The organism is Streptomyces sp. NPDC006798 (assembly GCF_040635975.1).
GTDB lineage: Bacteria > Actinomycetota > Actinomycetes > Streptomycetales > Streptomycetaceae > Streptomyces.
On the sequence record NZ_JBEYIS010000014.1, the window covers coordinates 99,922 to 114,547 of the forward strand.

Consider the following 14,626-nt stretch of genomic DNA (forward strand, 5'->3'; position numbering starts at 1 on the left):
TCAGCCACTCTGTCGGGCACCAGCGGGTGCGAATCCCTCACGACCCACACCGCATCGGTCGGTCACTCATTGTGGAGGACCATCCATCATGGCAAAGGCGCTTCTCGGTTATGTCGGCGGTTCCGACCCGCGACTCCTCGCCGAGATGCGACGGCTGCAGCAGCGCGTCCAGGACCTGGAATCCGAACTCGCACGGATCCAGACCGAGAACGACGCGCTGAACGCCGCTGTCGCCCAGCACCCCCGAGAGTCGCTGCTCGACGGCATCGACATCGACGTACCGCAGGCGGAGCCGGCGCTCACCTGAGCCCGGAGATCCACCGGAGATCCATCGCGCGAAGATATGCAAGGGACGCCTCGGCGTCCCTTCTTTCTTTCTCTTCCCTCTCGGTCTTCCCTCGTCCCCGTCCGTCCTTCGGCCGCCGGTCGCCCCGTGCGATATCCGAACCCGTCCGCCCTGCCCCGCCGATCCGCCCCTCGTCGCTCCCCGGACACTCCGCCACGGTCGGGGTCCGACCCCGGTCCCGTGCCTTACCGACAGATGTGCCCTGCGCCTCCCCCGGTGAAACCGCGACCGAACCACGGGTGGCCACCGGGGTACCGGGCGCCCCGAAAGGTAGAGTCCGGCTGCGTGCACCTCAAGGCCATGACCCTCCGCGGGTTCAAATCCTTCGCCTCCGCCACCACCCTGCGGTTCGAGCCCGGCATCACCTGTGTCGTGGGCCCCAACGGCTCCGGGAAGTCCAATGTGGTGGACGCCCTGTCCTGGGTCATGGGCGAGCAGGGGGCCAAGTCGCTCCGCGGCGGCAAGATGGAGGACGTCATCTTCGCCGGGACCACCGGCAGGCCCCCGCTCGGCCGGGCCGAGGTGTCCCTGACCATCGACAACTCCGACGGCGCCCTCCCCATCGAGTACGCCGAGGTCACCATCACGCGGATCATGTTCCGCAACGGCGGCAGCGAGTACCAGCTCAACGGCGACACCTGCCGCCTCCTCGACATCCAGGAACTGCTCTCCGACTCCGGCATCGGCCGGGAGATGCATGTCATCGTCGGCCAGGGCCGCCTCGACTCCGTACTCCACGCCGACCCGATGGGCCGGCGGGCCTTCGTCGAGGAGGCCGCGGGCGTGCTGAAACACCGCAAGCGCAAGGAGAAGGCGCTGCGGAAACTGGACGCCATGCGGGCCAATCTCGCCCGGATCCAGGACCTCACCGACGAACTGCGCCGCCAGCTCAAACCCCTCGGCCGGCAGGCCGCCGTCGCCCGCCGGGCCGCCGTCATCCAGGCCGATCTCCGCGACGCCCGGCTCCGGCTCCTCGCCGACGACCTGGTCGGGCTGCGGGCCGCGCTCAGCGCCGAGATCGCCGACGAGGCCGCCCTCAAGGAACGCAAGGAGCGCACCGCCCGGGAGCTGCGCGACGCCCTCGCCCGCGAGGCCGCGCTGGAGGACGAGGTACGCCGGATCGCGCCGCGCCTCGAACGCGCCCGGCAGACCTGGAACGAACTCTCCCGGCTCGCCGAACGCGTCCGCGGCACGGTCTCCCTCGCCGACGCCCGGGTCCGCAGCGCCACCGACCGCCCGGCCGACGAGCGGCGCGGCCGCGACCCGGAGGACATGGAGCGGGAGGCCGCCCGGATCCGGGAGCAGGAGGCCGAACTGGAGGCCGCCCTCGAAGCCGCCGAGCACGCCCTGGAGGACACCGTCGCCCACCGCGCCGACCTGGAGCGGCGGCTCGGCGCCGAGGAACGCCGCCTCAAGGACGTCGCCCGGGCCATCGCCGACCGCCGGGAGGGCCTGGCCAGACTCGGCGCCCAGGTCACCGCCGCCCGGGGCCGGGCCGCCTCCGCGCAGGCCGAGATCGAACGGCTCACCGTCGCCCGCGACGAGGCGCGGGAGCGCGCGGTCACCGCCCGCGAGGCGTACGAGGAACTCCGTGCCGAGGCCGACGGCGTCGACGCCGGGGACACCGAACTCGCCGGACGCCATGACGCCGCCCGCCGCGCACTGGCCGACGCCGAGACCGCCCTGACCGCCGCCCGGGACACCCTCGGCGACGCCGAACGGCGCCGGGCCGCCGTCGCCGCCCGCCGGGACGCCCTCGCCCTCGGGCTGCGCCGCAAGGACGGCACCGGCGCCCTGCTCGCCGCCCGGGACCGGCTGACCGGCCTGCTGGGACCGGCGTCCGAACTGCTCACCGTCACCCCGGGGCACGAGGTTCCGGTCGCCGCGGCCCTCGGCGCCGCCGCCGACGCGGTCGCCGTCACGGGCCCGGCGACCGCCGCCGAGGCGCTGCGGCTGCTGCGCAAGTCCGACGCGGGACGGGCCGCGATACTGCTCGGCGACGCCCCCGAGGCACCCGGGCCGCCGCGCGAGGAACGCCCGGGGCTCGTCTACGCAGCCGATCTGGTGCGGGGCCCCGCCGAACTGATGCCCGCCGTCCGGGGGCTCCTCCGCGACATGGTCGTCGTCGGAACGCTGGAGGAGGCCGAGGAACTGGTCTACGCCCGCCCCGGGCTCACCGCGGTCACCGCCGAGGGCGACCTCCTCGGCGCCCGCTTCGCCCAGGGCGGCTCCGCCGGGGCGCCCACCCTGCTGGAGATCCAGGCGTCGGTCGACGAGGCCGCCGCCGAACTCGCCGAACTGGAGATTCGCTGCGCCGGACTGGCCGACGCCCGGGAGAGCGCCGCCGCGCGGCGGGCGGAGAGCGCCGCGCTCGTCGAGGAGCTGGGGGAGCGCCGCCGTACCGCCGAACGGGAGAAGTCAGCCCTCTCCGGCCGCCTCGGCGCGCTCCAGGGGCAGGCCCGGGCCGCCGCGGGCGAGGCCGAGCGCACCGGCGCGGCCGTCGACCGGGCCCGGGAGGCGCTGGAACACGCCCGCGACGAGGCCGACGAGGTCGCCGGACGGCTGGCGGCGGCCGAGGAGGCGGCGCCTTACGGGGAGGACGCCGAGGAACCCGACACCCAGGAGCGGGACCGGCTCGCCGCCGACGGCGCCAACGCCCGGCAGACCGAGATGGAGGCCCGGCTCCAGGTCCGTACCCACGAGGAGCGGGTGAAGGGTCTTACGGGCCGGGCCGACGCCCTTGACCGGGGGGCGCGCGCGGAGCGCGAGGCCAGGGCGCGGGCCGAGCGGCTGCGTGCCCGGTTGCGGTACGAGGCCGAGGTGGCGGCGGCCGTCGCCACCGGTACCCGGACGCTGCTGGCCCATGTGGAGGTGTCGCTGGGCCGGGCGGAGGAGGAACGTACCGCCGCCGAGGCCGCCCGGTCCGAACGGGAGGGCGCGCTGGGTACCGCCCGGTCCCGGGGCCGGGATCTCAAGGCCGGTCTCGACCGGCTGACGGACTCGGTGCACCGGGGGGAGGTGCTGGGTGCCGAGAAGCGGCTGCGGATCGAGCAGCTGGAGACCAGGGCCTTGGAGGAGCTGGGCGTCGAGCCCGCCGGGCTGGTCGCCGACTACGGCCCCGACCAGCCCGTACCGCCGTCGCCGCCCGCCGAGGGCGAGGAGTTGCCGGAGGACCCCGGCCATCCGCGCAATCTGCCCAGGGCCTTCGACCGGGCCGAACAGGAGAAGCGTCTCCGGGCCGCCGAACGCGCCTATCAGCAGCTCGGCAAGGTCAATCCGCTGGCCCTGGAGGAGTTCGCGGCGCTGGAGGAACGCCACCAGTTCCTCTCCGAACAGCTGGAGGATCTGAAGAAGACCCGGACCGATCTGCTGTCGGTGGTCAAGGAGGTCGACGAGCGGGTCGAGCAGGTCTTCACCGAGGCGTTCCGGGACACCGCACGCGAGTTCGAGGGCGTCTTCTCCCGGCTCTTCCCGGGCGGCGAGGGGCGGCTGGTGCTGACCGATCCGGAGAACATGCTGACCACCGGGATCGATGTGGAGGCCCGCCCGCCGGGGAAGAAGGTCAAACGGCTCTCCCTGCTCTCCGGCGGTGAGCGGTCCCTGACGGCGGTGGCGATGCTGGTCGCCATTTTCAAGGCCAGGCCCAGCCCCTTCTATGTGATGGACGAGGTCGAGGCGGCGCTGGACGACACCAATCTCCAGCGGCTGATCAGGATCATGCAGGAGCTGCAGGAGTCGTCCCAGCTGATCGTGATCACCCATCAGAAGCGGACGATGGAGGTCGCGGACGCGCTCTACGGGGTCTCCATGCAGGGCGACGGGGTCTCCAAGGTCATCAGTCAGCGGCTGCGGTGAGCGCTCCGCGCGGCACGTGAGGCGCGGGGAACCGGCCGGGCGGCGCCGCGTACGGCCCCGGCGCCGTACGGCCGGTCGTCCCGCCGGCCGGCCGGTGGCGCGGGTGCCGGGGGAGTGGCCGTACGACATCGGGGCGCCGGGCCGCGCCGCGGCGCCGTACGGCCGTACCGGCGAGGTCGCGGTGGTCCGAGCCGTTCGGGTGACGGGGGCTCAGTCCCCGGCGGGGCGCGGCGGGGACGGGCGCGGGCGGCGGCGGGGATGATCCGGATGGGGCCGGGTAGGCGACGTCCGTGCCCGCCCGGCCCCCGGGCGGGTCCCGCCGTCCCGGCCACAGCCGACGGAACCGGGCCGCCGCGGACACCGAAGCAGCAGCTCAAGTGGTGCGCGGCGACAAGGTGTGCGCCACTTGAAGGGCTCCCACCGGAGTCGGCCCCAGGAGTAGACGTGTCGAGCACCGCCCAGCCACCATCCCCGCCGGGGCCCTCTCCGGCCCACGCCGAACACCTCGGCCACGTCGTCTTCATCACCGCCGCCGCGGCGATGGGCGGCTTCCTCTTCGGCTACGACAGCTCCGTCATCAACGGGGCCGTCGAGGCGATCCGCGACCGTTACGACATCGGCTCCGCCGAACTCGCCCAGGTCATCGCGATCGCCCTGATCGGCTGTGCGATCGGGGCCGCCACGGCGGGCCGGATCGCCGACCGGATCGGCCGGATCGCCTGTATGCGGATCGCCTCCGTCCTCTTCACCGCCAGCGCGATCGGCTCGGCCCTCCCGTTCGCCCTCTGGGACCTGGCGATGTGGCGGATCATCGGCGGCTTCGCCATCGGAATGGCGTCGGTGATCGGGCCCGCGTACATCGCCGAGGTCTCCCCGCCCGCCTACCGGGGGCGCCTGGCCTCCTTCCAGCAGGCGGCGATCGTCATCGGTATCGCCGTCTCGCAGCTGGTCAACTTCGGCATCCTGCAACTCGCCGACGGCGAGCAGCGGGGCGAGATCGGCGGCCTGGAGGCCTGGCAGTGGATGCTCGGGGTGATGGTCGTCCCCGCCGTGCTCTACGGGCTCCTCTCCTTCGCCATCCCCGAATCCCCCCGCTATCTGCTGTCGGCGGGCAAGGTGGAGCGGGCGAAGAAGGTCCTGGTGGAGGTGGAGGGCGAGCACATCGACCTCGACCACCGGGTCGCCGAGATCCAGCAGGCCATGCACCGGGAGCACAAATCGACCTTCAAGGATCTGCTGGGCGGCCGGTTCGGCTTTCTGCCGATCGTCTGGGTCGGGATCGGGCTCTCCGTCTTCCAGCAGCTCGTCGGCATCAATGTGGTGTTCTACTACTCCACGACGCTCTGGCAGTCGGTCGGTATCGACCCCGCGGGCTCCTTCTTCTACTCCTTCACCACCTCCATCGTGAATATCGTCGGCACCGTGATCGCGATGGTGCTGGTGGACCGGATCGGCCGCCGCCCGCTGGCCCTGATCGGCTCCGCCGGGATGGCGATCGCCCTGGCCTTCGAGGCATGGGCCTTCTCGGCGCCGCTGGTCGACGGGAAGCTGCCCAGTACGGAGGGCGCGGTGGCGCTGGTCGCCGCCCATGTGTTCGTGCTCTTCTTCGCCCTCTCGTGGGGTGTGGTGGTCTGGGTGCTGCTGGGCGAGATGTTCCCCAACCGGATCCGGGCCGCGGCCCTCGGCGTCGCGGCCTCCGCGCAGTGGATCGCCAACTGGGCGATCACCGCCAGCTTCCCGAGCCTCTCGGACTGGAACCTGTCGGCCACGTATGTCATCTACGCCTGCTTCGCGACGCTCTCCATCCCGTTCGTCCTGCTCTTCGTGCGGGAGACGAAGGGGAAGGCGCTGGAGGAGATGGGCTGACCGGTCGGACCGGCCGACCGGGTCGTGGTGCGGTGGGCCCGGGTTGACGATGTATCAGATCAACAGGGGTGGGACGCCGGGCGGCCGGTGCGGCAGCATGGGCCCATGTCGACGAGCTCTCCGGAATCCTCCACGACCGCAGAGACGGCGCCGGAACCCCGGGCCGAGCCCGCGGTGGCACCGGCCTCCGCCGTGCCCGCCGTGCCCGCCGGGCTCTCGGCGTCCGTGGTACGGGACCCCTCGGCGTCCGGCCCGGACGAGGCGGCCGTACTGGCCTACGCCGAGGAGCAGCTGGCCTGGTTCGCCCGGATCCGGGACCAATCCCGCCGCCTCCACCGGACCGTGGAGCTGACCGCCCTGCTGACCGGTGCCGCCACCGTGGTGGCCGCCGGGATCCAGGCCCCCGCCGCGATCACCGCGTCAGTGGCCGGAGCGGCCGTCTTCATCGGCGGATTCCGGCAGGTCTTCCACCACAACGAGCGTTATGTACTGGCCGCAGAGGCATGGACCCGGCTCCATCTGGCGGTCCGGCGGTACGGGACCGTACCCGAGGCGGGCCGCGACGACGAGACCCGGCGCCGGCTGCTGGCCGAGATCGAGGCCACGGCCACGACCGAACTCCAGAGCTGGGCCGCGTCCAGCCGGGGCGCGGCCGGAGCCCTTCCCCCGGGGCCGGGCGCGCCGATGCCCTGACGGCGCCAACCGGAACGCCGGCGCGAAGCGGGCGGCCCGGCGGCCCGGCCCGGCCGCGCGGGACCGCCGGGCCGCCCCGCCGTCAGAACTCGTCCGTCGTATGCGGCAGCAGCTCCGTACGCGACGCCGCGCCCAGCCGGGCCGCCGCGCCCGGGGTGTGCTCGACGGCCAGTCCGGCCCGGACCAGCTCGGCCGGGTCGAGATCGCCGAGATAGCAGGCGGCCAGCTCCCGTACGTCCAGAGTCAGATCCGGCGCCTCCTCCGTACGGTCCACCCGGACCACCGGACCCGCGTCATCGGCCCCGTGTCCGTCGGCGCCCGTGCCGGTGACGGTGAGCCGGTACCGGCCCGCGTTCTCCGGCAGACCGGTGTCCGTCACCTCCAGCACCAGATCGACCGGGGCCGACCAGGCGCGTCCCGCCAGCGCCCCCGGCACGTCCACCAGCCGCAGCCAGAGCGCCGGGAACTCCTGGACGACGCTCACCTGGTCCCGGTCGGCGGCGAACCGCAGCAGCGGATCGTCCAGCGGCCGGCCCCACGCCCTGACCTGGTCGACCAGATCGACAGAGGTGACGTACCGCCACAGCGCCGCCGCCACCGCGGGCGACTCCGCCTCCAGCTCACCGATGTGCAGCCGCCCCCGGCCCTCGTCGTCCGACTCGGTCCGGTAGATCACATACCCCGCGGGCGGAGCGCCCGGATCGCCGATCGTCACCACGCGCGGCACGCTCAGATCGTCGTTCTCCCCGTCCTCGTCGGGAAGGATGTGCGTACGCCACCAGAAGTCGTCCCGGCCCACCCGGCCCGCGCGACCCTCCCGCGCGGACTGATGGGCCGCGCCGATCACCTTCGGCGCCTCGTCCACCGGCACCAGCCGCAGCGGTCGCTCGTCCGGGGCGATCCGCAGCGCCAGCGGACGGTCGGTGTCGATCTCCACCGTGTAGGAACGGGTCGCGGGCTCGAAACCGAACCGGCCGTAGATCGTCGCCTCCGAAACCCAGAGCGCGGCCAGCGGCACCTCGCGCTCGGCGCACCGGCGCCACAGCTCCGCGATCATGCCGCTGAGCACACCCCGCCTGCGGTGGGTCGGGGCGACCGAGACAAAGGTCACCCCCGCGCACGACAGCTCCCCGCCGGGGACCGACAGGGACATCGGGTGCGCCCCCAGCAGCCCGACCAGCTCCCCGCCCTCATAGGCGCCGATCCGGAGACAGTGCTCCAGAGTCTCCCGGTGCAGCTTCCGGAGGTCCCCCTCCGGGTCCTTCTGCAGAAAGACCAGATAGTGCAGATCCAGGGCGCGGTCGAGCTCCGCCTCCGGAATGGTCCGATATTCCACAACGGTCATGGCCGGGACGCTAACCCGGGCATCCGTGAGGAGTCACCGGGTTTTCGGCCACCGGCGCCACCCGCCCCCGGCCCTTCCGCTTCCCGCCCCGACGGCTCCGCCTCCCCGGCCCGGACCCGCTCGTCCCCGGGGGTCCGTACGGCTCCGGAGCCGTACGCCCGTTCCCGGTCCCGGGTCCGCGGCGGTCCACGAGCTCCGCGCGTCCCCGGCACCGCCCCGGCACAGGACCCGGGGGCGTCGTCCGGGCGCGCCCGGCCCGGGCGGAGGGGGTGTGACCGATACTGGGTGGGTTATGGAAATCGTCATCCTTGCTGTAGTCATCGCTCTGGTCGCGGTCGGCGCCATCAGCGGGCTCGTGATCAGCGGTCGCCGCAAGAAGCAGCTGCCGCCGTCGGCCCCGCGGACCACCCCGACCATCACCGCTCCGCCCGCCGAGCCGCACGTCGGCGACGAGGCCGAGACCCCACGGGACGAATCGCGCCGCACCATCGAGGAGGTCGGGCTCCCCGACACCGCCGAGGCGCCCGTCGAAACCGTCCCCGAGACCGCCGCGGAGGCCCCCGCCGAGGCCGCGCCTGCGCTGGACGTCCCCGAACCCACCGCGGGCCGGCTGGTCCGGCTGCGCGCCCGGCTCGCCCGCTCCCAGAACTCCCTCGGCAAGGGGCTGCTGACCCTGCTGTCCCGGGAGCACCTCGACGAGGACACCTGGGAGGAGATCGAGGAGACCCTGCTCACCGCCGATGTCGGTGTCGCCCCCACCCAGGAACTGGTGGAGCGGCTCCGCGAGCGGGTCAAGGTCCTCGGCACCCGGACCCCCGCCGAATTGCGCACCCTGCTCCGCGAGGAGCTGCTGACCCTGCTCGGCACCGACTTCGACCGCGCGGTGAAGACCGAGAGCGGCGTGGACACGCCCGGTGTCGTGATGGTCGTCGGCGTCAACGGCACCGGCAAGACCACCACCACCGGCAAGCTCGCCCGGGTCCTGGTCGCCGACGGCCGCTCCGTCGTCCTGGGCGCCGCCGACACCTTCCGGGCCGCCGCCGCCGACCAGCTCCAGACCTGGGGCGAGCGGGTCGGCGCCCGCACCGTACGCGGACCGGAAGGCGGCGACCCGGCGTCCATCGCCTTCGACGCCGTCAAGGAAGGCATCGCCGAGGGCGCCGATGTCGTCCTCATCGACACCGCCGGGCGGCTGCACACCAAGACCGGCCTGATGGACGAGCTGGGCAAGGTCAAGCGCGTCGTGGAGAAGCACGGCCCGCTCGACGAGGTCCTGCTGGTCCTCGACGCCACCACCGGTCAGAACGGACTGGTGCAGGCACGGGTCTTCGCCGAGGTCGTCGACATCACCGGCATCGTCCTGACCAAGCTCGACGGCACCGCCAAGGGCGGCATCGTCATCGCCGTCCAGCGCGAGCTGGGGGTGCCCGTCAAGCTCGTCGGACTGGGCGAGGGCCCGGACGACCTGGCGCCCTTCGAACCGGAGGCGTTCGTCGACGCGCTCATCGGCGACTGAGCCCACCGGGCGCCCGGGCACCGCGGCCGGGACCCGTCGGCACTCTGTGGAGTTGTCGGCGGCCCGGCGGCGGCACCGGACCACGACCCCGCCGGAACGGGGGTGGCGGCGCCCGGCGCACGGGGGTGAAACGCGGGGCACCGCCGTCGGCGGGGGACCGGGGGAAGTACCGCCCGCCGCGGCCGGATCCGCGGGACCCGGCCTACTTCCGAGCATGCCCCACACAGCGCCGCGCGGCGGCGCGATGGCAGATGTACGCCAGAGTTCCCAGCAGCAGCCGGGCTTCCGGCGGGGCCGCCGCCGTGTCCAGCGACGGCGGCCGCAGCCAGCTCACCGGGCCCAGACCGGCGTGATCCGACGGAGGCGCGGTGATGAATCCGCCCGGCCCCGGACAGCGCAGATCCAGCTCCGCGTCGTCCCAGCCCATCCGGTACAGCAACTCCGGGAGCGCCGCCGCGGCGCCCGGCGCCACGAAGAACTGGCAGCGCCCGTCCGGTGTCGCCGCGACCGGACCCGGCGGCAGCCCCATCCGCTCCATCCGCACCAGCGCGCAGCGGCCCGCCGCCGCCGAGACGTCGAGGACGTCGAAGGCCCGCCCCACCGGCAGCAGCACCGTCGCGTCCGGTGTCGCGGACCAGGCGTCGCCGACCTCGTCGAGGGTGGCGCCCGCCGGGATCTCGAAGCCGGGGGAGAGCGGATGCGCCCCCGGGGACGCGCACCCGGCGAGCCCGCAGGAGCAGCCGCCCGGCGCCGAGGCCGCCACCCGGGCCCCCGGCACCACCGCCCAGCCCCACAGCCCGGTGTACTCGGCCACCGCCGTCACCGCGCGTTCCGCCGCCCGCCCGCGGCGCCGGGAACCGGGCCGGGCGGACCGGATGTCCCTGATCCCCCGGCTGCCGCCGATTGTGAAGCCCATGCCCCCTCCAACGTGTCCCGCTCGCCGGTGGTTACGACCCGAAGTCAACTCATGACACAGCGTCGCCGAGCCGTTATTCGCGGGCGCGTCGAGGCGGGACCGGTAGTGCGTATCGCGCCACGCGCCGGTGAATACACCGATCCGCCGACTGCTGATCGTCCTCTGTCAAGTGAATCGCGCCCGGCGGCGGGGGAGTTCATTCGAAGGGGTGGCGAATGGTGGCGTTTCTGGATTCCCGCGCCCGGCACGGTGATCGTAGGATTACTTTCGGTAGGCGAACCCCGGCGCCGTGCGCGCCGTTGGAGATCCCGGGGCCACCCCTCCCACCTGTGCGGATCCGGTCGATGTTTCCGCAAGTTCCGTACATAAGGCCCCGGGGCACGGCATTCTGACGGCATCCGGCGAGGGCTCGGCTTCAGGCTTCATGGATGGGGGCTCAACCAGTGGACGGCAGCGGAGCCGGTACGAACACCGGTACCGGCAAGCGCCCGAACGAGATGCTCGGTTCGTGGTTCGTACGCAGCGGCTGGTCCAAGGGAGAACTGGCCCGGCAGGTCAACCGCCGGGCCCGGGAGATGGGCGCGCACCACATCAGCACGGACACCTCCAGGGTCCGCCGCTGGCTCGACGGCGAGCAGCCGCGGGAACCCATCCCGCGCATCCTCTCCGAACTCTTCTCCGAACGGTTCGGCACCGTTGTCGCCGTGGAGAGCCTGGGGCTGCGCACCGCCCACCAGACGCCCTCGTCCTCCGGGGTCGACCTGCCGTGGGCCGGGCCGCAGACGATCTCCCTGCTGAGCGAGTTCTCCCGGAGCGATCTGATGCTGGCCCGGCGCGGCTTCCTCGGCTCGTCCCTGGCCCTGGCCGCCGGACCGTCCCTGGTCGAACCCATGCAGCGGTGGCTCGTACCCACCCCCGGCGACCCCGGCAAGGCGGTCCCGCCCCAGGCTTCCGCCGCACCCGGGATCCCCCGGCTCTCCGGGCCCGAGCTGGACCTGCTGGAGTCCACCACCGTCATGTTCCGCCAGTGGGACGCCCAGTGCGGCGGCGGACTGCGCCGCAAAGCGGTCGTAGGACAGCTCCACGAGGTGACCGACCTCCTCCAGGAGCCGCACCCGGACACCACCGCCACCCGGCTCTTCACCTGCGCCGCCGAACTGGCCGAGCTGGCGGGCTGGATGAGCTATGACGTCGGACTGCAGCCCACCGCCCAGAAGTACTTCGTGCTCGCCCTGCACGCCGCCAAAGAGGCCGGGGACAAGCCTCTGGGCTCGTACATCCTCTCCTCCATGAGCCGCCAGATGATCCATCTGGGCCGCCCCGACGACGCCCTGGAACTGATCCATCTCGCCCAGTACGGCAGCCGGGACTGCGCCACCGCCCGCACCCAGGCGATGCTCTACGCGATGGAGGCCAGGGCCTACGCCAACATGGGGCAGCCCAGCAAGTGCAAACGCGCCGTCCGGATGGCCGAGGACACCTTCGGGGACGCCGGGCTCGACGGCGAACGCGAACCCGACTGGATCCGCTTCTTCACCGAGGCCGAGCTGAACGGCGAGAACGCGCACTCCTACCGCGACCTCGCCTATGTCGCCGGACGCAGCCCCATGTACGCGTCCCTCGCCGAACCGCTGATGGACCGCGCCGTCCGGCTCTTCCGCGAGGACCCCGTCCACCAGCGGTCCTACGCTCTCAACCTGATCGGGATGGCCACCGTCCATCTGCTGAAGAAGGAGCCCGAGCAGGCCACCCAACTGGCCTCCGAGGCGCTGACCGTCGCCCGCCGGGTCCGCTCGGAACGGGTCAACAACCGGCTCCGCAAGACCGTCGACACCGCCGCCCGAGACTTCGGCGACGTCGCCCAGGTCGTCCAGCTCACCGACCAGCTCACCGCCCAGCTCCCCGAGACCGCGCAGGCCGTCTGACCGGCCCCCCGAACCCTCCGCCCCGCCGCACCGGCGGGCCCCCAGGGCCCCGGCCGCGGCGCCCGCCCCGGACCGCCGACCGGCTCCCCCGTGCCAGGTCACCCGGGTGGGCGCCGCGGCCGGTTCCGTACGGCCCCGCAGCGCTTCGGACAGCCGCGGGCCCGCCCCCGGCCGCCCCGGGCCGTTCATGGCCGCGTAACACACCCGACGCCTTCGTCACCGCCGTGAAACATCCCGCGGCACCGGCCGAAACCGCGCGCCGCCACGCTCGACGCCACGGCCCCCACACCGCCGACGAGCCCCCGGGCCGTGTCTGATCCCCGCCCGTCCCACGCCGCCCTCACCGGCCCGGGACACCCCCGTCAGGCACGGCCTGAGGCCCGCCCCGCCCGCGGCCCACCCGCACGCGGCCGACCGACGACGAGGAGACGCCGATGCCAGCAGGCATCCCGACGCTAGCCGCCGAAGCCCCCGCACTGTCCTCCGCCAACACCGGCTTCATGCTCATCTGCTCCGCCCTGGTGATGCTGATGACCCCCGGACTCGCCTTCTTCTACGGAGGCATGGTCCGGGTCAAGTCCACCCTCAACATGCTGATGATGAGCTTCGTCAGCCTGGGCATCGTCACCGTCCTGTGGGTGCTCTACGGCTTCGGCCTCGCCTTCGGCACCGACACCGGCGGCGTCATCGGCTGGTCCGCCGACTACGCCGGGCTCAGCGGCATCGGACTGACCGAACTCTGGGACGGCTACACCGTCCCCGTCTACGTCTTCGCCGTCTTCCAGCTGATGTTCGCGGTGATCACCCCCGCCCTGATCAGCGGCGCCCTCGCCGACCGGGTCAAGTTCTCCGCCTGGGCCCTCTTCATCGCCCTCTGGGCCACCGTCGTCTACTTCCCCGTCGCCCACTGGGTCTGGGGCGCGGGCGGCTGGCTCTTCGAGATGGGCGTCATCGACTTCGCGGGCGGTACCGCCGTCCACATCAACGCCGGCGCCGCCGCCCTCGGCGTCATCCTCGTCATCGGCAAGCGGATCGGCTTCAAGAAGGACCCGATGCGCCCGCACAGCCTGCCCCTGGTGATGCTCGGCGCCGCCCTCCTCTGGTTCGGCTGGTTCGGCTTCAACGCCGGATCCTGGCTCGGTAACGACGACGGCGTCGGCGCGGTGATGTTCGTCAACACCCAGGTCGCCACCGCCTCCGCGATGCTCGCCTGGCTCGGCTACGAGAAGATCCGGCACGGCGCCTGCACCACCCTCGGCGCCGCGTCCGGCGCCGTCGCCGGACTGGTCGCCATCACCCCCGCGGGCGGCGCCGTCTCCCCGCTCGGCGCCATCGCCGTCGGCGCGATCTCCGGAGTGCTCTGCGCCGTCGCCGTCGGCTGGAAGTACAAGTTCGGCTACGACGACTCCCTCGACGTGATCGGCGTCCACCTGGTCGGCGGGATCGCCGGATCCCTCCTCGTCGGGTTCTTCGCCACCGGAGGCGTACAGTCCGAAGCCAAGGGCCTCTTCTACGGCGGCGGACTCGACCAGCTCGGCAAGCAGGCCATCGGCGTCGCCGCCGTCCTCGCCTACTCCCTCGCCGTCTCCGCCCTCCTCGCCCTGATCCTCGACAAGACCATGGGCATGCGGGTCGACGAGGAGACCGAGATCGCCGGGATCGACCAGCGGGAGCACGCCGAGACCGCGTACGACTTCAGCGGCGCGGGCGGCGGCACCGGCACCCGTAGCGCGGCACCCGCCCCCGGGGACGCCCTCGTGACTGCGGACCGCACCAGGAAGGTGGACGCATGAAGCTCATCACCGCCGTCGTCAAGCCGCACCGGCTCGACGAGATCAAGGAGGCCCTCCAGGCCTTCGGGGTCCACGGCCTGACCGTCACCGAGGCCAGCGGCTACGGCCGCCAGCGCGGCCACACCGAGGTCTACCGGGGCGCCGAGTACACCGTCGACCTCGTCCCCAAGATCCGGATCGAGGTCCTCGTCGAGGACGACGCCGCCGAACAGCTCGTCGAGGTCGTCGTCAAGGCCGCCCGCACCGGCAAGATCGGCGACGGCAAGGTGTGGACCGTCCCCGTCGACACCGCCGTCCGCGTCCGGACCGGCGAACGCGGACCCGACGCGCTCTGAACCGAGGGCCCCGCCACCCCGGGGGCGGGGCCCGTA

10 protein-coding genes are annotated in these 14,626 nt (G+C 73.1%); 8 read left to right on the forward strand and 2 right to left on the reverse strand.

The window, feature by feature from the left end; translation table 11 throughout:
• The first annotated feature begins 88 nt into the window (after positions 1-88).
• The 4 genes from ABZ714_RS12340 to ABZ714_RS12355 all read left to right on the forward strand — a co-directional run bounded on the left by ABZ714_RS12340 (position 89) and on the right by ABZ714_RS12355 (position 6,760).
• Positions 89-307, forward strand: a complete 219-nt coding sequence (locus tag ABZ714_RS12340) for a hypothetical protein (RefSeq protein ID WP_358825122.1) — start codon at positions 89-91, stop codon at positions 305-307.
• Positions 308-631: 324 nt separating this feature from the next.
• Positions 632-4,201, forward strand: a complete 3,570-nt coding sequence (smc, locus tag ABZ714_RS12345; protein WP_358825123.1) for a chromosome segregation protein SMC — start codon at positions 632-634, stop codon at positions 4,199-4,201.
• A 444-nt stretch (positions 4,202-4,645) separates the two neighbouring features.
• A complete protein-coding gene (locus ABZ714_RS12350; RefSeq protein ID WP_358825124.1) occupies positions 4,646-6,067 on the forward strand; it encodes a sugar porter family MFS transporter in 1,422 nt (473 codons plus the stop codon).
• Positions 6,068-6,172: 105 nt separating this feature from the next.
• Positions 6,173-6,760 (forward strand): DUF4231 domain-containing protein, encoded by a 588-nt coding sequence (locus ABZ714_RS12355; RefSeq protein ID WP_358825125.1) that lies wholly within the window; start codon positions 6,173-6,175, stop codon positions 6,758-6,760.
• A gap of 82 nt (positions 6,761-6,842) precedes the next feature.
• On the opposite strand, the gene ABZ714_RS12360 is transcribed toward ABZ714_RS12355, so the two are convergent.
• Positions 6,843-8,105, reverse strand: a complete 1,263-nt coding sequence (locus tag ABZ714_RS12360; RefSeq protein WP_358825126.1) for a GNAT family N-acetyltransferase — start codon at positions 8,103-8,105, stop codon at positions 6,843-6,845.
• A gap of 292 nt (positions 8,106-8,397) precedes the next feature.
• Here ABZ714_RS12360 and ftsY point away from each other — a divergent pair, with 292 nt between their 5' ends.
• Positions 8,398-9,621, forward strand: a complete 1,224-nt coding sequence (ftsY, locus tag ABZ714_RS12365; RefSeq protein WP_358825127.1) for a signal recognition particle-docking protein FtsY — start codon at positions 8,398-8,400, stop codon at positions 9,619-9,621.
• Positions 9,622-9,823: 202 nt separating this feature from the next.
• Here ftsY and ABZ714_RS12370 read toward each other — a convergent pair whose 3' ends face one another.
• The gene (locus tag ABZ714_RS12370) at positions 9,824-10,537 is read right to left on the reverse strand and encodes a bifunctional DNA primase/polymerase (RefSeq protein ID WP_358825128.1); all 714 of its coding nucleotides are present in this window, start codon (positions 10,535-10,537) and stop codon (positions 9,824-9,826) included.
• 443 nt (positions 10,538-10,980) lie between these two features.
• On the opposite strand from ABZ714_RS12370, the gene ABZ714_RS12375 reads away from it, so the two are divergent.
• The 3 genes from ABZ714_RS12375 (at position 10,981) to ABZ714_RS12385 (ending at position 14,590) form a co-directional block, all read left to right on the forward strand.
• Positions 10,981-12,462 (forward strand): hypothetical protein, encoded by a 1,482-nt coding sequence (locus ABZ714_RS12375; protein WP_358825181.1) that lies wholly within the window; start codon positions 10,981-10,983, stop codon positions 12,460-12,462.
• Between the two features lie 434 nt (positions 12,463-12,896).
• Positions 12,897-14,255 (forward strand): ammonium transporter, encoded by a 1,359-nt coding sequence (locus ABZ714_RS12380; RefSeq protein WP_358825129.1) that lies wholly within the window; start codon positions 12,897-12,899, stop codon positions 14,253-14,255.
• Positions 14,252-14,590, forward strand: a complete 339-nt coding sequence (locus tag ABZ714_RS12385; protein WP_358825130.1) for a P-II family nitrogen regulator — start codon at positions 14,252-14,254, stop codon at positions 14,588-14,590. Before ABZ714_RS12380 ends, ABZ714_RS12385 begins: the two co-directional genes overlap by 4 nt.
• The last annotated feature ends 36 nt before the right edge of the window (positions 14,591-14,626 follow it).